Origin of the sequence: Nitrincola lacisaponensis (genome assembly GCF_000691225.1) — a bacterium.
Lineage (GTDB): Bacteria > Pseudomonadota > Gammaproteobacteria > Pseudomonadales > Balneatricaceae > Nitrincola > Nitrincola lacisaponensis.
In genome coordinates this window covers 135,521-156,728 of sequence record NZ_JMSZ01000021.1, presented here as the reverse complement: position 1 = coordinate 156,728, position 21,208 = coordinate 135,521, and the positions used below count along the sequence as shown (strand labels likewise).

Genomic DNA, 21,208 nt, shown 5'->3' with positions numbered 1-21,208 from the left:
GTCGGCAGCATAAACAGATTTCACTTGAAATTTTAAACCGAATTTTAAGTAACGCTTTCACCACCTTTGCAGAAGCGAGGGTCCGGTTGGAGGTGAAGACGCACGTTAACCCGGAAACTGCGTATACGCAGACACAAGGCATACAGAATAACCACATTGGTTAACGTTTCCTTCACCGCCGATATGTTTGGCAGATATATTCTGCCCTGTGCTGAATTCGCCGATAGCGACAGCCGATCACAAAGACTGGACTTCAGGTTCACCCGATACGCTTAGGCTCGGGGTGCAATGCGTTACGCTTTTGAGAACGCATAACAACATGAAAAGAATGCTGATTAACGCAACTCAGTCTGAAGAGGTGCGTGTTGCGCTTGTCGATGGACAACGGCTGTATGACCTGGATATGGAATCCGACAGCCGGGAACAGAAAAAAGCCAATATTTATAAAGGCCGCATCACTCGGGTTGAACCCAGTCTTGAAGCCGCATTTGTAGATTACGGCGCAGAAAGACATGGCTTTCTGCCACTCAAAGAGATTTCCCGCGAATACTTTCACAAGTCGCCTGAGCGCGGCCAACGTCCCAGCATCCGTGAAGTCATCAAAGAAGGCACCGAAGTCTTTGTTCAGGTTGATAAGGAAGAGCGTGGCAACAAAGGTGCCGCACTGACAACCTTTATCAGTCTGGCTGGACGCTACCTGGTTCTGATGCCAAACAATCCACGTGCAGGCGGTATCTCACGACGCATCGAAGGCGATGACCGCGCACAGTTAAAAGAAGCCCTGTCCGGCGTTAACGTACCTGACAACATGGGCGTCATCATCCGCACCGCCGGTATCGGCCGCAGCAGCGAAGAACTGCAGTGGGACCTGGACTATCTGACCACGCTGTGGGACGCCATTCTGGAAGTCAACAAGCGCCCTGCTCCCTTCCTGGTATATCAGGAAAGCGGTGTCGTGATTCGAGCCATTCGAGACTACCTGCGTGCCGACATTGGTGAAGTACTGATTGACAGCCCGGAAGTGTATGAACAGGCACTGCAGTTTGTTCGTCAGGTAATCCCGACCTTCGAAAACCGCGTCAAGCTTTATAAAGAAGCGACACCGCTGTTTAACCGCTTCCAGATCGAAAGCCAGATTGAAACGGCCTTTGAGCGCGAAGTACACCTGCCTTCGGGCGGATCAATCGTTATCGATCCAACCGAAGCACTGGTCTCCATTGATATTAACTCCGCACGCGCAACACGCGGTGGTGATATCGAAGAAACCGCACTGAACACCAACCTTGAGGCGGCCGATGAAATCGCCCGTCAGTTGCGCTTGCGCGATATTGGCGGCCTGATCGTGATCGACTTCATCGACATGACGCCGATCAAAAACCAGCGCGAAGTAGAAAACCGCTTGCGTGATGCATTGAAAGTAGACCGTGCACGTGTCCAGATGGGCCGTATTTCACGTTTTGGCCTGCTGGAAATGTCACGTCAGCGTCTGCGTCCTTCACTCAGCGAAACACGTGGTACCGTGTGTCCTCGCTGTAATGGCACTGGCGTGATTCGAGATACTGGCTCACTGGCCCTGTCGATCATGCGACTGATCGAGGAAGAATCAGCCAAAGAACGCACTGCACAGATCCGTGCGATCCTGCCTGTCAGTGTTGCGACTTTCCTGCTGAATGAAAAGCGTGCCGAAGTCCATGCTATTGAGCTGCGCCACGATGTGCAGGTAGTCATTGTTCCTAATCCGAACATGGAAACGCCGCATTACGAAGTGGTACGCCTGCGTGATGACCATACGGTCAGCACCACGGACAATCTCAGCTACACCATTAAACCTGAAGCTCAGGCAGCGCCCAGCGACAACAGCAACCGCAAGCCAGTCAAGCGCGAAGAGGCGGCAGTCAAAACGATTGCACCACCTGAGCGCAAAACACCCGTTGCGGCTGAAGCACCCAAGGCAGCCGCTGTTGCGGCACCTGTACAAGCAGAAACAGCACCGCAACCCGCCATGCGCAGTGGCAGCTCATTCGCCAGCCGCGTTATCTCGACCCTGAAAACGCTGTTTGTAGCACCGCCCACGGCTACTGCTGCCAAGAAGGCCGCTACACCCAGCGAGCAACGCCAGGATGACAGCAAGGCAACAGCTGACGGCGACAATCGCCGCCAACGCCAGGCCGCTTCAGGTGACAAGCGCCGTCGTCGTTCACGCGATAATGACCGTCGTGGCAAGGAGCGTAGCCGTGATGACCGCCAGGACGAAATCATCACTATCGAACCTGAGCAGAACCTGCCACCCATTGGTGACAAGCAGCAACCTCAGGAAGATGGCAGTACTCGCCCTCGCCGTCGTCGTCGCAACAACGACAAGCGTCGCCAGGACAAGCCAGACACCACTGAACAAGCTGTAGTGGAACAGGATCTGGAGCTCGCAGATAACAACACTGCCGGCGAAGAATCCACGCCTGAGCAGGACAGTGGACGTAGTCGTCAGCGCGGTCGCCGTCGTCGCAACGGTGAACGCAGCGCTAAACGGACGCTGACTGTTGATGATACGTCTGCAGAGACATCGAACGATGCTGAATCAGAATCTGCAGTATCCGAGACATCTGCCCAGCTGGCTCAACCTGCAGCAGACACCGAAATCACATCGACAGAAGCTGTCGTCGAGGTTAAAGCAGAGACTGATGTGGAGTCCGCTGCAATGACCGAAACAGACGTTGAAAGCAAAGTTGAAGCAGAGCTCGAAACTCCGGTTGAGACGAATGCTGAAACTGAAATCAAAACTCAGGCTGAAACACCCACTGAGGCTCCTGTTGAGGCCCGTTCAGAGACTCAGGTCGAAGCTGAAACAGAGCCGAAAACTACCCAGCCTCAGGCTCAGCAAACCGATATCTTTGAATCCATGCCTGTGCAGGAAGAGGTAGCGGCAATCACTGACGTAACAGCAGACGTGGCAACGGATGACGCCAAAGGCACGGAAACACCTGTAGTTGAAACATCAGCCGTTGAAACGCCTGAAGTTGAAACGCCCGTCGCTGAAAAGGAGACGAAAGCTGAGCCGGCCGAACTGACGCAAGAGGATGTCACTGAGCCGACAGCTGCAGAGCCAGTTGCCCAATCAACTGAACCAGCACCTCAACAAGCTGAGCAGTCTGAGCAACCGAAACGCAGAAGTCGTCGTGCGCCAAATGATCCACGACTGAAGCGTCAGCAAGCATTGGCTGAATCAGCAGAAAAAACTGAGAGCAACAGCTAATCAGACTGAGTCTTTCAGATACATAAAAGGGCGGGTTAATACCCGCCCTTTTATTTTATCCAGAATATCCTTAAGGATAGAAGCGCGGCTCAGCCTCCAGCTTGACACCAAAGCGCTGTTCAACTGTTTGACCTATTGCAGCTGCAAGCTCTTCAATCTGTGCGCGATTACCACCACCATGATTTACCAGCACCAGCGCCTGCTTCTCGTACACACCAACATTTCGCACAGACTTCCCTTTCCAGCCACAAGCCTCTATCAGCCAGCCAGCAGCCAGCTTAACCAGATCACCTTCAGGATAACCTATCAATGACGGATATTGCGCCTTTAAATGCTGGTACTCAGTTGAAGACACATACGGGTTCTTGAAAAAACTGCCCGCATTCCCGATCAACCGGGGATCTGGAAGTTTACTCTGGCGCAACTGGCACACAGCCGTAAACAGATGTTGTGGCGTAATAATGTCACCCTGAGCAAGTGCTTCACATGTCTCACGCAGAGCCTGATACTCAAGCTTCATCACGTCTGGTTCGGTAGACAGGCACACCTCGACTGCCGTGATGATATAGCGCCCTGGTGCCTCAGATTTGAACAGACTCTCACGATAACCAAACTGACAGAACTCCGGACTGAGCATCCGCATGCGCTGCTCTTGGGTATCGTATACTTCAACGCCGGTCAGCCGGTCTTTTAACTCCAGCCCGTATGCGCCAATATTTTGTACCGGCGCTGCGCCGACTGTACCGGGAATCAGCGCCAGGTTTTCCAGCCCATAAAAGCCTTGCTGCAGTAAATATTCCAGCGTTTCATGCCAGGGCTCTCCAGCCGCAATACGCAGCCATGCACGAGTACCCTCCCGACGCCTAACCTCGACACCCTTGAGCGCCATATGGGCCACAACACCCGGAATCCAATCCGATAACACCAGATTACTGCCACCACCCAGCAGCAGCAGTGGTAAACGTTGCTGCTGACAGTGGTTCACCAGCGGAATCAGCGTTGCAATATCCTCAACCGCAACAAAACGCTCAGCAACAGCTGAAAAACCAAAGCTGTTATAGCGCTGCAGCGAGAAGTCAGTCTGAAATGTCAGCATTAATCCAGTGTTCCTGCGACCAGCAAGGCACGTACCCGCTCCAGATCTTCCGGTGTATCAACACCAGCAGGTGGTGCCTCATCAGCCAGCGCGACATGAATACGCACCCCGTTCCACAGGGCACGTAGCTGCTCAAGACACTCTGTTTCCTCCAGCGCTGCGGGTGGCCAGGTGACAAAATCATTAAGCATGCGAACACGATAAGCATACAGGCCGATATGTCTCTGCCAACTAAAATCTGCAGGCAATCGGTCGACTGTTTGCTGAAAGGCATCACGAGGCCAGGGCACGGTTGCCCGGCTAAAATATAACGCCATGCCCATGCGATCACTGACAACCTTGACCACATTGGGGTTGGTCAACGCCTCAAGGGTTTCAATCGGTTCAGACAGAGTTGCAATACCCGCTTCAGGCATGGCCATCAGGTTATGCGCAACCTGGTTAATAATACGTGGCGGAATCAAAGGCTCATCACCCTGAACATTGACCACTATATCATCGGCATAAAAGCCCAGCCGCTGCACTACTTCCTGCAACCGGTCCGTACCAGAGGGGTGTTCCGCACGCGTCAGGCACACCTCTGCACCAAACCCCTCAGCCACCTCGGCGATGCGCGCATCATCTGTTGCCACAATCACGCGTAGTGCTTCACTTTCACATGCACGCTCATAGACATGCTGTAACATCGGCTTGCCACACAGATCCGCCAGGGGTTTTCCGGGAAAGCGACTGGATGCGAAGCGAGCGGGTATTACCACTGAAAAACCCATGGCATTATTTCTCTTTCAGGCGTTCGTCGGCAGTTAAGGTACGTGCCTCTGATTCCAGCAATACCGGAATATCATCACGAATCGGATACGCCAGGCCACTGGCACGGCAAATCAGTTCATTCGCATCTGCATTGTACTCAAGCGGAGCCTTGGACACCGGGCACACCAGTATATCCAACAGTTTCTTATCCATTTCCTTTACCCTCTTTAAACTGACACGCAGCCAATTGCTGCAATAAAATATCTTTGAACCTGTCAGGCAGCTCGGCGGTAACCTGCAGGACCCAACCATCAGGCAATTGAAAATCTTTGCATTTGACCGCATCTTTCTCGGTCATCACCAGCGGCAAACCATCTAACGCCAGGAGTTCTGCTTCACTGAAAGCATGATGATCTGCAAACGCATGGGGTACGCAATCCAGTCCGACGGCAGCCAGCGTGCTGAAAAAACGCTCAGGATGACCAATACCACAGACTGCATGCACACGCGGTGTTTTCAGTTGGGCCAGCCATTGAGCCAAAGACTGGGGATCACTGCCATCCAGCCGGGTGATGCGGGTTGCCTGCAGCTGAAAAATATTCGCTGCCGGGTGATGCAGCATATCACCACCATTTTGCAACACCAGATCAACCCTGTTCAGACGCTCCGGTGGTTCACGCAAGGGGCCTTCCGGCAAACAGCGGTGATTGCCTAGCCCTCTCTGGCCATCAATCACGGCAATTTCGATATCACGACCTAAGGGGTAATGCTGCAAGCCATCATCACTGATAATCACATTGCACTGCCCATCAGCAAGTAGCGCCCGAGCGGCTGCTGGACGATCCGGATCGATCACCACCTTCACCTGTGCACGCTGCGCAATTAACAGGGGCTCATCACCGGTCAGGGAGGCGTCCTGTTCAGGCTTTACCAGCCAGGGATACGAAGGTGGTTTGGCACCGTATCCACGGCTTACCACACCTGGCTGATAACCTTCAGAACCTAACCACTCAATTAATGCCAGCACTACCGGTGTTTTACCAGTACCGCCTACACTAATATTGCCGACAACGATCACAGGTACCGGAGCGTGCCAGACTGCCTTGCTCTGCAACCAGCGCTGACGACGACGTTTAACCAGACAGGTAAACAATACTGATACCGGACGGAAAAGCTTCAGCCAAGGTGCCTGGCGATACCAGGCCCTCTCCAACCGACTACTCATGGACTGGACGGATCATCGACGTCAGCCGCACCAGCCAGATCCTGAGTGGTAATGCGTAATTGAGAAAACCCGAGCTGCCCGGCAACATCCATCGCCGTCACCACTGCCTGATGTGGAGTCTGGGCATCTGCCGTAATAACAAAGGGCATCTGCCGTTCATCTTCGGCCAGTTCGATAATGGCACGACGCAGGGTCAAAGGCTGAGCATTGACCAGCGCCTGACCATTCACTGAATAGAGTCCATCGGCACTGATCAGGATATCAATACGCTGCTGCTCCTGAGAAGCGGCTTGCGCCGAGCTGGCTTCAGGCAAGCTGACTTCCAGCTGGGTTTCACGCGTAAAGGTCGTCGTAATCATGAAAAAGATCAGGAGCAAGAACACCACATCGATCAGTGGTGTCAGATTAATGCTCAGCGGCTCTTGCTGTTGATGCGCAAATTTCACCATGCACCTCGGGGTTCAGAGTGAATCATCACGCTCACCGTGAAGTACTTCAACCAATTTGACCGCCTCTTGCTCCATGGTCAACACCAGCGTGTGCACCCGGCGCTGAAAGTAACGGTGCATGACCAGGGCCGGAATCGCGATCGACAGACCCGCTGCAGTGGTAATCAGCGCCTCGGAGATACCGCCCGCCAGCACATTGGCGTTACCGGTTCCCTGAATCATGATCTCGGTGAAAACCTTGATCATGCCGATCACGGTGCCCAACAGTCCCAACAAGGGGGTAATGGCCGCAATCGTTCCCAGCGAGTTCAGATAACGCTCCATTTCATGAATGACGTGGCTTGCGGTTTCCTCAATACTGTCTTTCATGACATCCCGACCATATCGGGCATTGCGCACCCCGGCAACGATGACAGTACCTAATGGACTGCCCTCGGCGATCTCTCGCAGTCGTTCAGGCGTCATTTCGCCACTGCGAATCAACTCCCAGACCTCCGCCAGCAATCCTTCAGGAATCACCCGGTTTGTTTTTAAAAACCATAGCCGTTCAAAGCAGATCGCCATCGCGGCGATAGAACAGGCAATAATGGGCAGCATCAGCCAACCACCCGCTTTAATCAGTTCAAACACGCTGCAAGCCTCCTAATTACAGGCCTAACTGTACCATAAAACTGCAATTCAACCACTTGTCCAGTAACGTCTTTTTCGTTGGCGCTGAGTTGACAGATGACAACCCTTACCAGTTGATTCCAGCCACACCGCACCTGATGTAGCGGTATTGTACTCATCTATCTGACGTTGGCGAAAACGTTCTGACACTACATCAGCCGGATGACCATAACGATTACCGAAACCAGCCGTATAGATCACCGCCTGGGGCTGCAATTGCTCAACAAACACATCACTGGAAGAGCTGGCACTGCCATGATGCCCCGCTACTAACCAGGTTATGGGCTGTAACCTGCCGCTGCGCACCAGATCATATTCTGTCGGATGCCCTGCATCACCCGGCAACAACAGCGAACACTGACTGCCACGTACCTCCAAAACACAGGAACGTTCATTTTCACTGGCATCTGCCGCTGGCGGCTGTGTCAAAAAACGAAAGCTTACCTGATTATAGACCCAGCTCTGCGACTCATGACAGCTATCAAATCCTTGCTGCTGCAGATCCTCACTGCCAGAGAAAAGCTGACTCACGCGTAACTGATCAAACAGATCATCCATACCGCCAGCATGATCCAGATCCCGATGACTCACCACCAGATGTGTTAATGACCGCCGATTCTGAGCCGTAAACCAGGGTGCCATAGCATATTTCCAGGCACTGCCCCCGCCGGGGTATCCAGGCCCGGTATCGTACATCAATGACACATCACGGGTTTCCACCCAAACAGCCAGCCCCTGCCCGGCATCGAATATCAAAGCACGAAAGTTACCTTCCGGCAGGGTCTGCTGCCTTGGAGACAGCAATGGCAGAAAACAGAGAATACCCAGCAGCTTCCAGCGCAACGGCAAAGGCAGCAACAGCGTCAGAACCAGGGGGAGTGTAAACAGAACAATCCAGATATTTGGCTTTGCCAGTGGCCGATACCCCCACTGCCATTCAGAGCCATACACCAGCCCAAGCCAGAAAAATTCAAGGAATTTTTCTACCAGCTGAGTCATCCAGAACAGATCCAGCAATACCAAAGGTAGCAGGATCGGCAACGCCATCACAAACACTGAAAAAACCGGAATGGCCAACAGATTAATGAAGGGGGCGGAAAGACTCAGCTGCTGAAACACCCAGGCCATGACTGGCAACAGACCGACAAAGATCATCCACTGTGCGCGCACCAGCCCGAGCCATGCTGTGTGACGGACTCCACGATAAACATCAGTCATCAGCAACAGTGTCGCAACAGCAGCAAATGACATCCAGGCACCGGGCTGTAAAACAGCCAATGGCTGCAAGGTGACCACCAGGCACAAGGCAAAACGCCAGCGCGTCCAGCCACTCCATCTCAATAGCTGCCACTCACCCAGCAAAAAAATACTGACCATAATCCAGGCACGTTGCACCGGAAGATTGAATCCCGCCAGCCAGGCGTACGCTGTTGCCAGCAAAAACGCCAGCAGTAGCGGGAAGAATCTTAGACGGGTGGTTTCGATTCTCAGACACAACAAAGCTGCATTAAATAAACGTCCCAGCAAGATTCCGGCACCACTTATCACAGCGATATGCAGGCCGCTGACGACCAGCAAATGCGCGGTTCCGGTGCGCTGAAGCACACGCCAATGCGCATCCGTCATTGACGTCCTGTCCCCCAGAGTCACGGCTGGCAGCAACCAGCTGGCCACCTGTTGTTCATGAAAGCGCGCCTGTATGTGAGACCTGAGATCATCACGCAGACGATATATCCACACACCTTCCGTATGCTGATGTACAGCCCTGAGGGTCGCCGACGCATCCCAGCCTGAACTTAAAAAATGCCTTTCCAGATCGAATGCATAGGGGTTTTGAAGAAAATGCGGACTGCGTAATCGCACGGTGACCTGCACATAATCGCCAGCATGCACCGGCGCGGCGGCAACGCCGGTGAATGAACGGTAATCACTGACACGAATTCGACGCAGGCGCTGCAACGCCGGCTGGTCACTCTGCACAGTATCGACTTGCAAAATAAAGCGGGTACGTCGCTCAGTGACTTCCGGCAAGCTGACCACTACCCCGCTCAGTACCACATCCGTGCGATCCAGAGACAGCGGTAAACGGTGCTGCAGCTGCCAACTGCCGTAAACCACAGCAACCAGCACGCCCAGCAGATAGGTCAGAGTCCAGAAACGTAGCCGGGAATAGTATGTCAGTGGCAGCAACAACACTGCACCGAGTACATAACCAAGACCGGGTAAAAATGCGACCGTCAACAGACCGGCAATATAGGTGATCATCCCTGATCCTCACTATTGGTTTGAACTGCATAAACCGGCATAATAACCGCATAACCACTCCCTGATTAGCCGATCATGCCGCGTAAAATTCTAAAAAAATACATGCCAGATCCACACTGGGTCCGCAATCACCCCCACTTAACCTGGCTTGGTGAACATCTCAGAAACCCTGGTCTCTGGCACTTGTCACATCGCTCAGTTTCACTGGCGTTTCTGGTCGGTATTTTTTGTGCATTTTTACCCATGCCCTTCCAGATGGTAGTTGCCGCAGTACTCGCTGTGCTGGTAGGTTCCAATCTGCCGGTTTCCGTAGCACTGGTCTGGATTTCCAACCCAATCACCATGCCACCGATGCTCTATTTTTCTTACCGTATCGGTCAGCTCATTCTCGGCGTCGGCAGCGACGCAGATGCCATGACATGGCATCTGGACACCCTGTACGATAATTTTCGCCAGATCTGGCGTCCATTAATCCTTGGCTCAGTCATTTGCGGACTGATAGCTGGCCTGATCGGTTTTATCACGATTCGGATTATCTGGACAATCCATGTCCGCCGCACCTGGATCATGCGCGGCCGGGAACGCCTGAAACGGCAACAAGCGAAGGCTGAGCAGTCCGGTAAAGACTAAACAACGCTCCGCGGTACCAGGCGCCCCTCTTCCAGCAGAAAGGCCTGATCCATACGTGACGCCAGTTGCAGGTCATGGGTCACCACCACAAAAGCGATCCCCAGAGTCTGATTCAGGTGATTCAGATAGCTTTGCACCTCTTCAGCTGTATGACGATCCAGATTCCCGGTCGGCTCATCCATCAACACACAAGCAGGACGCGTAACCAGTGCCCGTGCAATGGCAACACGCTGACGTTCACCTCCGCTCAACTGCCCTGGCTTGTGACGCGTTCGGTGTGACAAACCAACCTGCTCGAGCAACTCGGCGGCAGCCTCGCGCGCCTGCGCTACGGCAGTACCACGAATCAACAACGGCATGGCAACATTTTCCAGCGCGCTGAACTCATGCAGCAAATGATGAAATTGATAGACAAACCCCAGTTTCTCATTACGAATACGGCAACGACGTGACTCCGATACACTGTACAGAGCGTCACCCAGCAGATGCACCTCACCGGTATCAGGACGATCCAGCCCTCCCAGAATATTCAGCAAGGTACTCTTACCACTACCGGAGCTGCCGACTATAGCCAAACGCTGTCCAGGCAACACCGAGAAATCCAGTGCTTTCAGAATCGTCAGCGTCTGGCCTGCCTCAACATATTCACGACTGACGCCTGTTGCTTGCAATACAGCCATGTTACTCATAGCGCAGCGCCTCCGCCGGTTGTGTACGTGATGCTTTCCAGGCCGGGTACAGCGTGGCAAAAAAACTGATCAGCAAGGCTGTGGTGACAATAGTGACCAAATCGCTGACCTCGATCTGTGATGGCAAATAATTGATGAAATACACATCAGCTGATAAAAACTCGATACCCATCAGTCGCTCAAAACCCGCTACCAGATCGCTAACGGTCAGGGCCAAAATAACGCCCAAAATCAATCCCAGCGTTGTACCAATCATACCGATCACCGCACCCTGAACCATGAATATCCGCATAATCATTGCCGGTGTCGCGCCCATGGTGCGTAAAATGGCAATATCCGCACGCTTGTCGGTAACCACCATCACCAGTGTCGAAACAATATTGAACGCCGCCACAAAAACAATCAGGAATAACAGCAAGCCAATCATGCGTTTTTCCATCTGAATCGCCTGAAACAGATTGCCGTGGGTACGGGTCCAGTCAGACACTTGCATAGGACGCGCCAACTGGGTCGCCAGCTGCCGTACCTGCATGGGTGCCTGAAACAGGTCTTCAAAGCTGAGGCGTAATCCATCCACACTGCCTGCCGGCATGCGCTTGATACGCGCCGCATCTGCCAGGTGAATATAGGCCAGATTGGCATCCAGTTCTGCCCCCACAGAGAAGATCCCGGTGACGGTAAAGCGCTTCATCTGTGGCACAATCCCGGCAATACTGACCGAAGCCTCCGGCAACACCAGCGTTACACGATCACCCGGTCGCGCACCCAGATGACGCGCCAATAACTCACCGAGAATAATGTTGTATTCACCACTTTCCAGCGTATCCAGTGAACCCGATACAAAGTGGTCTTCTATAATGGATACCGAAGGTTCGAGCACGGGATCGATACCACTCACCAAGACGCCCTGCACCTGACCTGCATGTGTCAACATGCCCTGCGCCTGTACAAAGGGCGCACTCGCAACCACCTGAGGATTACCAGACAGGCGCGTACGCACAGTCTGCCAGTCACTCATCGGCTGCTGATAATCACTGAGCGTTGCATGTGGCACCATGCCGAGAATGCGCTGACGCAATTCGCGGTCAAAGCCATTCATCACGGACAGCACCACAATCAATGCAGCAACGCCAAGCGTGAGGCCCAGCATGGAGACCATTGAGATAAAAGAAATAAAATGATTGCCCCGCTTGGCAGCGGTGTAACGCAATCCTACAAAACAGGAAAAGGGTCGGAACATAATTCAGTTAAACCCGTAATCAGCTGACGCTGCCTATAACAGATTGATCGGATAATTGGGTATACTCAAGCGCAATACCGCTACTGACCTGACGGAGAATCGCCTTGGAACAGGATCGCCGACAATTCTATCGCATAGACAAATGGGTTGCACTGGAGTTTCATCTGATCGACCCCGAGATGCATCCAAGCCAGCTCCCTGCGCCGGGAACCTTTAAGGTATCACCGCACTTTATGTTGCATGCAGAGTTGCAGCAGCTAAACGCGGCTATCAACCAACAGCTGGACCAACCTCTCGAAACAGCCGTTCCGGTAGCCAAATTACTACAGCTGATGAACCAGAAAATGGATATCATCGCCCGCTCACTGACGGCTTCAGATGAACTTGGGTTCAACATCCGTACCGATCGTGTCAATCTGAGTGAAGGCGGACTGTCTTTCAACACTCCCGACTCGATTGAGCTGGGAAGGATGGCGATTGTCCGCCTGATTATGCCTGAATCTGAGACCGGCATCCGCCTCTTGGCTGAAGTGAAGCGCTGCGAACAGAAACAGGAGCACTATGAGTTAGGCCTGGAATTTCAGCGCATGCCGGAAGTCTGCCGGACTGAACTGGTACGCCTGATTTTACGCTCTCAACTCGATCAGCATCATACCCAGCACGATGATCCGCAAGATGACTGAACAGCGTCAACGCCTGCTCCATCACCTGGGTATTGCTGCGGGCTTTCTTTTTCTGGTCGGCTGGTTTTATCTTGGGCGTCAAAGCGGCTTTCTGGATTGGGCTGTGGCCAAATCTCCCCAGAGTCATGCCGGCGCCGTGCTGATGGTCGCCATTATGGTGATGATGACGCCTGCCTTTCTGATCTGGAAATATCTGAATCGTTTACTGGAGCGTCGACTGAAAATTACCGGGCGTTATTATGAGGATGATGTATACGAAAAGCCACCCTCAAAGGACTGAGAAATAATGCGCCTGCTAAACGCCCTCTTCACAGGATTCAGCATCACGTAAAGAGGGGCTAAAGCAGATTGCTATCAGAGATTGGCAACCCGATTGATGCCGGCGATTGCCGCCACACGATAGGCTTCCGCCATAGTTGGGTAGTTAAACGTCGTATTCACGAAGTATTTCAAGGTATTGGCTTCGCCATCCTGACGCATGATCGCCTGACCTATGTGAATGATCTCGGATGCCTGATCACCGAAGCAATGAATACCGAGGATCTGGAAAGTCTCACGATGGAACAGGATCTTCAACATGCCAACCGGCTCACCGGAGATCTGTGCGCGGGCCGTGTCTTTGAAGAAGGCCTGCCCCACTTCATAGGGTACACGCTCCTGCGTCAGCTCTTCCTCGGTTTTACCCACTGAGCTGATTTCAGGAATGGTATAGATACCCGTAGGTACATCATTGATGTAACGGAAATCATCCGCCTGCAACAGATCCGATGCTGCAGAGCGCCCCTGATCCAGAGCCGCAGAGGCAAGACTTGGCCAACCAATCACATCACCGACAGCATAGACACCTTCACAGGAAGTTTTGTAGTGCTGATCCACTTCAATCTGACCACGGCTGTTAGCCGTCAGACCGATATTTTCCAGCCCCAAACCCTTTGTATTGCCTGAACGCCCTGCACACCAGAGGAACGCATCAGCACGCAGACGCTTGCCAGATTTAAACTCAACCGTTACGCCACGGTCATCGCCCTGTATGCTCTGGTACTCTTCATTGTGACGAATCTTCACCGCGTTATTGCGCAGGTGATAACTCAAGGAGTCAGAAATCTCTGCGTCCAGGAAAGACAACAGGCGATCACGGTTATCAATCAGGTCAACCTTGACACCCAATCCACTGAAAATGGAAGCATACTCACAACCGATCACACCAGCACCATAGATCACCATGGTACGCGGCGTATGATTCAGTTTAAGGATGGAGTCAGAGTTATAGATACGCGGATGATCAAAATCAACATCCGCCGGACACCAGGGGCTGGAACCCGTGGCAATAATGAAATTCCTGGCTATCAGAATCTCTTCATCCTGACCTGGGCTTTTGACTTTCAGCTTGCCTTTATCAATAAATGAAGCAAACCCGAAAAACACATCAATACGGTTACGCGCATAGAAGTTCGTACGCAGCATTACCTGATTGGAGATGACCTTCTCGGCGCGACGCAATACTTTAGGAAAAGAGAACCAGCGTGGCTCACCGATATCGCGGAACATGGGGTTGGTATTAAATTCAATAATCTGCTTAACCGAATGACGCAGAGCCTTGGACGGGATGGTGCCTTTGTGGGTACAGTTACCGCCTACAGTATCCTGCTCTTCCACCACCGCCACACGCAGCCCTTTTTTTGACGCGTTCATGGCAGCACCTTCGCCCGCCGGTCCAGACCCTATCACTACGACATCGTAGTTATACTCAGCCATTCGCTATCCCCTTTATGATTATTGATACACGGTCGATCAGGCCATTCCTGCAGCAGACGATCAAGCCTCTAGCCTAGACAGCCTGCCGTGGAAAGCCAATTAACCTTTAGATTTAACCTCGTATGCGAGATCGGCATTCAGTGCAGTTTTTTGCTTGCGCGCACTGATAATACGCTGTTTTTCTTCTTCATCCTCGCAAATTTCTTTATCGCCGCCGCAGATATCGCACTCTTTCACCATACCCAGTGCACTCATGCCACCACAGGAACCGGCAATCGGCTTGCGTCCCATGATCACACCCACGGACATCCCCAGCGTCAGCAACAGCAGAATCACCAGAGTAATCACAAATATTTCCATAAAACCTCCAAAAAACCTTGGTCAATACCGTATATCCTGCATATATAAAAAAATGGCCGGTATTTCAGTTACCGGCCATTTTATCGAATTTACAGGGCTATTGGCTATGATCAGCCGCCGAAATCATCCAGCAGAATGTTATCAGGCTCTACCCCCATATCCTCAAGCAGCTTGATGACAGCGGAGTTCATCATTGGCGGCCCACACATGTAGTACTCACAGTCTTCAGGGGCTTCGTGATCCTTCAGATAGTTTTCATACAACACATTGTGGATGAAGCCTGTCGGCCCGGTCCAGTTATCTTCCGGAAGCGGATCAGACAGCGCCAGATGCCAGGTAAAGTTAGGATTCTCTGCCGCCAGCTTATCAAACTCTTCGACATAGAAGGCTTCACGCAATGAGCGCGCACCATACCAGAAGGTGATCTTGCGCTTGCTCTTCAGACGCAGCAACTGATCAAAGATGTGCGAGCGCATCGGCGCCATACCGGCACCACCACCGACAAACACCATTTCGTTGTCTGTATCTTTGGCAAAGAACTCACCAAATGGACCGTAGACGTCGATCTTGTCACCCGGCTTCAGTGCAAACACATAAGAAGACATGATACCCGGTGGCAGATCTGTGCCAGGAGGCGGAGAAGCGATACGGATATTGAACTTCACCACACCCTTCTCTTCCGGGTAGTTCGCCATAGAGTAAGCACGAATCGTCGGCTCAGTCACCTTGGAGACATAGCGCCACATATCGAACTTGTCCCAGTCACCGCGGTATTCTTCCTGAATATCAAAATCCTTGTAATTCACCACGTGTGGCGGGCACTCCAGCTGTACGTAACCACCGGCACGGAAATCCACATTTTCACCTTCAGGCAGACGCAAGGTCAGCTCTTTGATGAAAGTGGCCACGTTAGGGTTGGACTCCACGGTACAGGTCCACTTCTTCACGCCAAAGACATCGTCTTCAACCTGAATTTTCATGTTCTGTTTCACCGGTACCTGACAAGATAGGCGCCATCCTTCTTTGGCTTCACGCAGGGTAAAGTGAGATTCTTCAGTTGGTAGCATGGAACCACCACCTTCATGTACTTCACATTTACACTGTGCACAGGTACCACCACCGCCGCAAGCAGATGCCAGGAACACGCCCTTGTCTGCCAGAGCACCCAGCAGCTTGCCACCGGCCGGTACGGTTATTGTTTTCTCCGGGTCACCATTGATCTCAATCGTGACATCACCGGAGCTGACCAGTTTTGAGCGTGCGACCAGGATAATGGCAACCATTGCCAATACCAGAGCCGTAAACATCACCACGCCCAGAGTAATTTCTGCATTCATCAGCTTATTCCACCCTTATACAGTTATTTCAGTGGATTAAAGCGATACGCCGGAGAACGACATAAAGCCAAGGGACATCAGACCAACAATAATGAAGGTGATACCCAGGCCACGCAGTCCTTCCGGTACATCGCTGTACTTCAGCTTTTCACGGATACCGGCCAACGCGGTAATCGCCAGTGCCCAGCCGATACCGGCGCCAGCTCCATAGACGACACTCTCTCCGAAGGTGTAATCACGCTCTACCATGAACAGTGCAGCACCCAGGATGGCGCAGTTCACCGTAATCAGCGGCAGGAACACCCCCAGCGCGTTGTACAGCACCGGTACGTACTTATCCAGAAACATTTCCAGGATCTGTACCATCGCTGCGATGATGCCGATATAGGAGATAAACCCGAGGAAGCTCAGATCCACATCCGGATAACCGGCCCAGCTCAGCGCACCTTCACGCAGCAGGTAGTTATAGATCAGGTTATTGACCGGCGTAGTGATCAACAACACCACAACAACGGCTACACCCAGACCGAAAGAGGTCTGAATCTTCTTGGAGATAGCCAAAAATGTACACATCCCCAGGAAGAATGCCAGCGCCATGTTCTCAACGAAAATGGCACGGACAGCAAGACTGATATACTGTTCCATGACTTACACAGCCTCCTTACGGGTGTTCGGGGCGATGACGAATTCAGGCTTTTCAACCTGCTCCGGATACTTGGTACGAATCAACCAGATCATGATACCGATCAGGAAGAACGCACTTGGCGGCAGCAACAGCATACCGTTGCTGTAGTACCATCCACCGTTGGTAACCAGCGGCAGAATTTCATAGCCAAACAGCGTACCCGCACCAAACAGCTCACGGAAGAACGCAACAAACAGCAGTACAACGCCATAGCCAAGACCGTTACCAACACCATCAATAAAGCTGGGGATTGGCGGGTTCTTCATCGCAAAGGCTTCTGCACGACCCAGAATGATGCAGTTGGTAATGATCAACCCAACGAATACCGAAAGCTGCTTGGAAACATCGTACACAACTGCTTTCAGTACCTGGTCTACCACTATAACCAGAGAGGCAATAATGGTCATCTGCACGATGATACGAATATTGCTCGGAATCTGATTTCGTATGATAGAAATGAACATGTTGGACAATGACGCTACGGCGATTACCGCCAAGGTCATAACGACCGCATTGTTCATGTTTGTCGTGACCGCCAGCGCCGAACAAACACCCAGTACTTGCAGTGCAATCGGGTTGTTCTTGAACAGCGGCGTGATGACGATTTCTTTAGTGCTCGACATAATTACACCTCATCCACTTCAAGTACGTCGGCATCTGCATCAGCTTCTGGTTCTACCAGTTCAGCAGAACCAGCCTCGCTGGCTGCACGCAGATTTGCGATAAACGGACCAAAGCCTGACTCACCCATCCAGAAACGGATCATGTTCGTCACACCGTTAGCTGTCAGCGTCGCGCCCGCGAGACCATCGATACGGTATTCAGAACCAGACTGAGATGGATCAACGGCACCTTTGATAACCCGTAACGCTGGCTCATCAGTCGATTCACCTGAGTAGATCTGCTTCCCAATCCAGGAAGCTCTCCAGGATGGATTATCGATCTCACCACCCAGACCGGGAGTTTCTGCATGCTCATAGAAACCCAGTCCTGCGACAGTATTCAGGTCACCCTCAAGTGCCAGAAAACCATACATGGTTGACCACAGGCCATAACCATGAATCGGCAGGATCAGTTTTTCAATCGAGCCATCTTCCGCTTCAACAATGTAGACAGGCATCTTCAGCGGCTGACGCTTGATAGAGGCCACATCTTCACTACGACTCAGCGAACGGGACAGTGACGGGTCACCGGCAGCACGACGGAAGTCTTCAACCTCTGCCATAAACTCTTCGGTAAACTGCCCTGCCTGCAGGTTAACAGTACGTGTGGTGATCTGTTCAAACAGCTCATCAACACTCTTGGATGGATCGACAATACCCGCTGCACGCAGGATGTTGGACTTACGGTCCTGATCCATATTGTATTGCTGCATCGGTTTCAGCATGACAGCCGCAGCCGATACAACCACAGAACAGACCACACAGAGCACCAGGGCTACAATGATCGTTCTTCCGATTGAATCTTTGTTAGACGACATTACGCAACATCCTCCGTTTGATATTCGCCTGCACGACAAAGTTGTCGATCAACGGTGCAAACAGGTTGGCGAACAGAATAGCCAGCATGATACCTTCCGGGAAAGCCGGGTTGACGACACGGATCAGAATGGTCATCACACCAATCAACGCACCGAAAATCCACTTGCCGGTATTGGTCATGGATGCTGAAACTGGATCAGTTGCCATAAAGAACATACCAAACGCCAGACCACCGATGACAAAGTGCCACCAGAATGGAACGCCAAACATCGGGTTGGTATCTGAACCGATGACATTAAACAGCAAGGTAGTACCAATGACACCCAGCGCCACACCTGCCACGATTCGCCAGGCCGCGATCTTGGCAAACATAATAATGGCGCCACCGATCATAATGGCCAGAGTCGAGACCTCGCCCACAGATCCCTGAACAGTACCGACAAAGGCACTGAACCAGCTGACATCAGCCGCCAGAATGGCTTCTACGCCACCTTCAGCAGCCAAAGCCAGCGGTGTTGCCCCTGAGAAGCCATCCACAGCCGTCCAGATAGAGTCACCCGAAATCTGGGCCGGATAGGCAAAGTACAGGAATGCACGGCCGGTCAAAGCAGGGTTAAGGAAGTTTTTACCCGTTCCACCAAACACCTCTTTACCGATCACCACACCAAAGGTGATACCCAGCGCAACCTGCCACAGCGGGATAGTTGCTGGCAGAATCAGAGAGAAGAGAATAGAAGTCACAAAGAAACCTTCGTTGACTTCATGTCCGCGCTTCATGGCGAACAGAACTTCCCAGAAACCACCTACAATAAAGGTCACTGCGTAAATCGGTAACCAGTAAACAGCACCATGAATGATGTTATCCCAGACGCTGTTAGCGTTATAGCTGGTCAACGCTGTCAGGATGGAACCACGCCAGCCGGAAGCTTCGGTGATACCCAGATCTGCCATGGCGGTATTCGCCTGCAGACCCACACTGTACAACCCGAAGAACACAGCGGGGAAAGTACACATCCAGACCAGGATCATCATACGTTTCAGGTCTACACCATCACGTACGTGCGCACCGGCACGAGTCACCTTGCCCGGTGTGTAAAAAATGGTATCAACTGCTTCATACAGTGCATACCAGTTTTCATATTTGCCGCCTTTATGAAAATGCGGCTCCATTTTGTCTAAAACAGCTCTAATACTCATGCCTGTCTCCTACGCCTCTTTCTCAATGCGCGTCAGATTGTCTCGGAGAATCGGGCCGTACTCATATTTGCCTACGCAGGCAAAGCTACAGAGTGCAACATCCTCTTCATCCAGCTCAAGACAACCCAGCTGCATCGCCAGCACGATGTCACCTGTGACCAGTGCGCGCATCAGCTGAGTCGGCAGAATATCCAGAGGCATCAGTTCTTCGAACTGACCAACCGGAACCATGGCACGTTCTGAGCCATTGGTTGTAGTGGTGAAATCAAAACGCTTACCTGGAGAGAACATGGAAGCAAACATATTCAATACGGAATATTTGTTTGTACCCGGTGCAACCCAGCCCATAAATTCACGCTTGTCACCTTCCAGCAGGACTGAAACCTGAGTCGCGTAACGCGTCAGATACGCCAGTGGGCCAGATGCGGTCAGACCATTCCAGACAGAGCCACTGATAATTCTGTTTTTACCTGTACGCAAACGACCTTCAGTCAGCTCAGTCAGGCAGGCACCGACACGGGTGCGTACCAGCACAGGCTTTTCGACCTGAGGGCCCGCAATCGAAACCACTCGATCCAGCTGCAAACGGCCGGTCGTAAACAGTTTTGCGAACGCAATGACATCCTGATAACCGATGTACCACACCGTTTTGGTCTGTGAAACAGGATCAAGGAAGTGAATATGTGTTCCCGGGTTACCCGCAGGATGCACACCACCAAACTCTTCAGTCGTCACACCTTCAGCAGTTGGAATGTTTGCACCAGGCGCTTTGCACAGAAAGACTTTGCCATCGGTCAGCTTGGTCAACAAGGAGAGCCCTTGCTGGAAGGCCTCAGCCTGTTCAGCAATGATTACCTGCGGATCAGCAGCCAGCGGATTGCTATCCATGGCAGTCACGAAAATGGAGTGAGGTACGGTACCGGCAGCGGGTACTTTACTGAATGGACGGGTACGCAAGGCAGTCCAGAGACCGGACTGTAGCAGGTTTTCCTGCACTTGCTCCCGTGTCAGCGAGGCCAGCTGACCGGCCTCATAGCGACTGAATTCAATCGCCTCTTCCTCTGCATCCAGCTCAATGACGACGGATTGCAGTACGCGACGCTCGCCCCGGTTGATCGATTTGATCACACCTGCACCAGGAGCTGTATACTGAACGCCTTCGGTTTTTTTATCGGTAAAGATCACCTGCCCGAGCTTCACCCGGTCACCCTCTTTGACTGCCATGGTTGGCTTCATGCCAACATAGTCATAGCCAACCAGTGCGACCGAGCTTACTTTAGCGGCATCTTCTATTATCTGCGCCGGTTCGCCCGTTATCGGTAGATCCAGACCTTTCTTGATCCTGATCATTCGCCTCACCCAATCTAACTAAAAACTCCGAAATCTTGTTTTCATGCCCGATAAAACCAGCCATATTCAGCACCACTGATATGAGACTGATTTTTGT

Annotated in this window: 21 protein-coding genes; 4 read left to right on the top strand and 17 right to left on the bottom strand. The window is 52.2% G+C overall.

Going from position 1 to position 21,208, the window contains the following annotated elements:
- The first annotated feature begins 319 nt into the window (after positions 1-319).
- Positions 320-3,250, top strand: coding sequence for a ribonuclease E (gene rne / locus ADINL_RS07865; protein WP_239644352.1), 2,931 nt, complete (start codon positions 320-322; stop codon positions 3,248-3,250).
- Positions 3,251-3,320: 70 nt separating this feature from the next.
- Here the strand turns inward: rne and murB are convergent, their stop codons facing one another.
- The 7 genes from murB to ADINL_RS07830 are packed head-to-tail and all read right to left on the bottom strand — an operon-like array spanning position 3,321 to position 9,704.
- Positions 3,321-4,346, bottom strand: a complete 1,026-nt coding sequence (murB, locus tag ADINL_RS07860) for a UDP-N-acetylmuramate dehydrogenase (RefSeq protein ID WP_036546063.1) — start codon at positions 4,344-4,346, stop codon at positions 3,321-3,323.
- Complete coding sequence (gene kdsB / locus ADINL_RS07855) at positions 4,346-5,116, bottom strand: 3-deoxy-manno-octulosonate cytidylyltransferase (protein ID WP_036546061.1); 771 nt, start codon at positions 5,114-5,116, stop codon at positions 4,346-4,348. The genes murB and kdsB overlap by 1 nt, the downstream gene beginning before the upstream one ends.
- A gap of 4 nt (positions 5,117-5,120) precedes the next feature.
- Entirely contained in the window at positions 5,121-5,309 is a 189-nt protein-coding gene (locus ADINL_RS07850; RefSeq protein WP_036546058.1) for a Trm112 family protein, read from the bottom strand.
- Positions 5,302-6,321, bottom strand: a complete 1,020-nt coding sequence (gene lpxK / locus ADINL_RS07845) for a tetraacyldisaccharide 4'-kinase (RefSeq protein WP_036546055.1) — start codon at positions 6,319-6,321, stop codon at positions 5,302-5,304. The genes ADINL_RS07850 and lpxK overlap by 8 nt, the downstream gene beginning before the upstream one ends.
- Complete coding sequence (locus ADINL_RS07840) at positions 6,318-6,767, bottom strand: ExbD/TolR family protein (RefSeq protein WP_036546369.1); 450 nt, start codon at positions 6,765-6,767, stop codon at positions 6,318-6,320. The genes lpxK and ADINL_RS07840 overlap by 4 nt, the downstream gene beginning before the upstream one ends.
- A gap of 15 nt (positions 6,768-6,782) precedes the next feature.
- Positions 6,783-7,400 (bottom strand): MotA/TolQ/ExbB proton channel family protein, encoded by a 618-nt coding sequence (locus ADINL_RS07835; protein WP_036546053.1) that lies wholly within the window; start codon positions 7,398-7,400, stop codon positions 6,783-6,785.
- A gap of 48 nt (positions 7,401-7,448) precedes the next feature.
- The gene (locus tag ADINL_RS07830; RefSeq protein ID WP_036546050.1) at positions 7,449-9,704 is read right to left on the bottom strand and encodes a DNA internalization-related competence protein ComEC/Rec2; all 2,256 of its coding nucleotides are present in this window, start codon (positions 9,702-9,704) and stop codon (positions 7,449-7,451) included.
- A gap of 75 nt (positions 9,705-9,779) precedes the next feature.
- Between ADINL_RS07830 and ADINL_RS07825 the strand changes: the two genes are divergently transcribed.
- The gene (locus tag ADINL_RS07825) at positions 9,780-10,334 is read left to right on the top strand and encodes a DUF2062 domain-containing protein (RefSeq protein ID WP_036546048.1); all 555 of its coding nucleotides are present in this window, start codon (positions 9,780-9,782) and stop codon (positions 10,332-10,334) included.
- Here ADINL_RS07825 and ADINL_RS07820 read toward each other — a convergent pair.
- Positions 10,331-11,023: an ABC transporter ATP-binding protein gene (locus tag ADINL_RS07820; protein WP_036546046.1), complete on the bottom strand. Its 693-nt coding sequence runs from the start codon at positions 11,021-11,023 to the stop codon at positions 10,331-10,333. The genes ADINL_RS07825 and ADINL_RS07820 overlap by 4 nt on opposite strands.
- Positions 11,016-12,263 carry a lipoprotein-releasing ABC transporter permease subunit gene (locus tag ADINL_RS07815; RefSeq protein WP_036546044.1) on the bottom strand — a complete coding sequence of 416 codons (1,248 nt, stop codon included), beginning with the start codon at positions 12,261-12,263 and terminating at the stop codon, positions 11,016-11,018. Before ADINL_RS07815 ends, ADINL_RS07820 begins: the two co-directional genes overlap by 8 nt.
- A 104-nt stretch (positions 12,264-12,367) precedes the next feature.
- Here ADINL_RS07815 and ADINL_RS07810 point away from each other — a divergent pair, with 104 nt between their 5' ends.
- Both ADINL_RS07810 and ADINL_RS07805 read left to right on the top strand, forming a co-directional pair.
- Complete coding sequence (locus ADINL_RS07810) at positions 12,368-12,946, top strand: PilZ domain-containing protein (RefSeq protein ID WP_036546042.1); 579 nt, start codon at positions 12,368-12,370, stop codon at positions 12,944-12,946.
- Entirely contained in the window at positions 12,939-13,226 is a 288-nt protein-coding gene (locus tag ADINL_RS07805; RefSeq protein WP_036546040.1) for a hypothetical protein, read from the top strand. Before ADINL_RS07810 ends, ADINL_RS07805 begins: the two co-directional genes overlap by 8 nt.
- Before the next feature lie 74 nt (positions 13,227-13,300).
- On the opposite strand, the gene sthA is transcribed toward ADINL_RS07805, so the two are convergent.
- From sthA to ADINL_RS07765, 8 genes are all read right to left on the bottom strand, one after another.
- Positions 13,301-14,701, bottom strand: coding sequence for a Si-specific NAD(P)(+) transhydrogenase (gene sthA / locus ADINL_RS07800; protein WP_036546037.1), 1,401 nt, complete (start codon positions 14,699-14,701; stop codon positions 13,301-13,303).
- A 99-nt stretch (positions 14,702-14,800) separates the two neighbouring features.
- Positions 14,801-15,061: a (Na+)-NQR maturation NqrM gene (gene nqrM, locus ADINL_RS07795; RefSeq protein WP_036546034.1), complete on the bottom strand. Its 261-nt coding sequence runs from the start codon at positions 15,059-15,061 to the stop codon at positions 14,801-14,803.
- Positions 15,062-15,171: 110 nt separating this feature from the next.
- Positions 15,172-16,398 (bottom strand): NADH:ubiquinone reductase (Na(+)-transporting) subunit F, encoded by a 1,227-nt coding sequence (gene nqrF, locus ADINL_RS07790; protein WP_036546031.1) that lies wholly within the window; start codon positions 16,396-16,398, stop codon positions 15,172-15,174.
- Positions 16,399-16,434: 36 nt separating this feature from the next.
- On the bottom strand, positions 16,435-17,043 hold the full coding sequence (nqrE, locus tag ADINL_RS07785) for an NADH:ubiquinone reductase (Na(+)-transporting) subunit E (RefSeq protein ID WP_036546028.1): 609 nt from the start codon (positions 17,041-17,043) through the stop codon (positions 16,435-16,437).
- A gap of 3 nt (positions 17,044-17,046) precedes the next feature.
- The gene (locus ADINL_RS07780) at positions 17,047-17,706 is read right to left on the bottom strand and encodes an NADH:ubiquinone reductase (Na(+)-transporting) subunit D (protein WP_036546025.1); all 660 of its coding nucleotides are present in this window, start codon (positions 17,704-17,706) and stop codon (positions 17,047-17,049) included.
- Positions 17,707-17,708: 2 nt separating this feature from the next.
- The gene (locus ADINL_RS07775) at positions 17,709-18,563 is read right to left on the bottom strand and encodes a Na(+)-translocating NADH-quinone reductase subunit C (RefSeq protein ID WP_084154432.1); all 855 of its coding nucleotides are present in this window, start codon (positions 18,561-18,563) and stop codon (positions 17,709-17,711) included.
- Positions 18,553-19,761, bottom strand: a complete 1,209-nt coding sequence (locus tag ADINL_RS07770) for an NADH:ubiquinone reductase (Na(+)-transporting) subunit B (RefSeq protein WP_036546022.1) — start codon at positions 19,759-19,761, stop codon at positions 18,553-18,555. Before ADINL_RS07770 ends, ADINL_RS07775 begins: the two co-directional genes overlap by 11 nt.
- Positions 19,762-19,770: 9 nt before the next feature.
- Complete coding sequence (locus ADINL_RS07765; protein ID WP_036546018.1) at positions 19,771-21,111, bottom strand: Na(+)-translocating NADH-quinone reductase subunit A; 1,341 nt, start codon at positions 21,109-21,111, stop codon at positions 19,771-19,773.
- Positions 21,112-21,208 lie beyond the last annotated feature (97 nt).

What these genes read in the sequence shown, in the direction of transcription:
- nqrM (WP_036546034.1), bottom strand. Translation starts at nt 15,061, where the DNA reads ATGGAAATATTTGTGATTACTCTGGTGATTCTGCTGTTGCTGACGCTG.
- ADINL_RS07815 (WP_036546044.1), bottom strand. Translation starts at nt 12,263, where the DNA reads ATGTTCCGACCCTTTTCCTGTTTTGTAGGATTGCGTTACACCGCTGCC.
- ADINL_RS07775 (WP_084154432.1), bottom strand. Translation starts at nt 18,563, where the DNA reads ATGTCGTCTAACAAAGATTCAATCGGAAGAACGATCATTGTAGCCCTG.
- ADINL_RS07780 (WP_036546025.1), bottom strand. Translation starts at nt 17,706, where the DNA reads ATGTCGAGCACTAAAGAAATCGTCATCACGCCGCTGTTCAAGAACAAC.
- lpxK (WP_036546055.1), bottom strand. Translation starts at nt 6,321, where the DNA reads ATGAGTAGTCGGTTGGAGAGGGCCTGGTATCGCCAGGCACCTTGGCTG.
- sthA (WP_036546037.1), bottom strand. Translation starts at nt 14,701, where the DNA reads ATGGCTGAGTATAACTACGATGTCGTAGTGATAGGGTCTGGACCGGCG.
- nqrE (WP_036546028.1), bottom strand. Translation starts at nt 17,043, where the DNA reads ATGGAACAGTATATCAGTCTTGCTGTCCGTGCCATTTTCGTTGAGAAC.
- ADINL_RS07850 (WP_036546058.1), bottom strand. Translation starts at nt 5,309, where the DNA reads ATGGATAAGAAACTGTTGGATATACTGGTGTGCCCGGTGTCCAAGGCT.
- kdsB (WP_036546061.1), bottom strand. Translation starts at nt 5,116, where the DNA reads ATGGGTTTTTCAGTGGTAATACCCGCTCGCTTCGCATCCAGTCGCTTT.
- ADINL_RS07830 (WP_036546050.1), bottom strand. Translation starts at nt 9,704, where the DNA reads ATGATCACCTATATTGCCGGTCTGTTGACGGTCGCATTTTTACCCGGT.
- ADINL_RS07765 (WP_036546018.1), bottom strand. Translation starts at nt 21,111, where the DNA reads ATGATCAGGATCAAGAAAGGTCTGGATCTACCGATAACGGGCGAACCG.
- ADINL_RS07820 (WP_036546046.1), bottom strand. Translation starts at nt 11,023, where the DNA reads ATGAGTAACATGGCTGTATTGCAAGCAACAGGCGTCAGTCGTGAATAT.
- ADINL_RS07825 (WP_036546048.1), top strand. Translation starts at nt 9,780, where the DNA reads ATGCCGCGTAAAATTCTAAAAAAATACATGCCAGATCCACACTGGGTC.
- ADINL_RS07770 (WP_036546022.1), bottom strand. Translation starts at nt 19,761, where the DNA reads ATGAGTATTAGAGCTGTTTTAGACAAAATGGAGCCGCATTTTCATAAA.
- murB (WP_036546063.1), bottom strand. Translation starts at nt 4,346, where the DNA reads ATGCTGACATTTCAGACTGACTTCTCGCTGCAGCGCTATAACAGCTTT.
- nqrF (WP_036546031.1), bottom strand. Translation starts at nt 16,398, where the DNA reads ATGAATGCAGAAATTACTCTGGGCGTGGTGATGTTTACGGCTCTGGTA.
- ADINL_RS07805 (WP_036546040.1), top strand. Translation starts at nt 12,939, where the DNA reads ATGACTGAACAGCGTCAACGCCTGCTCCATCACCTGGGTATTGCTGCG.
- rne (WP_239644352.1), top strand. Translation starts at nt 320, where the DNA reads ATGAAAAGAATGCTGATTAACGCAACTCAGTCTGAAGAGGTGCGTGTT.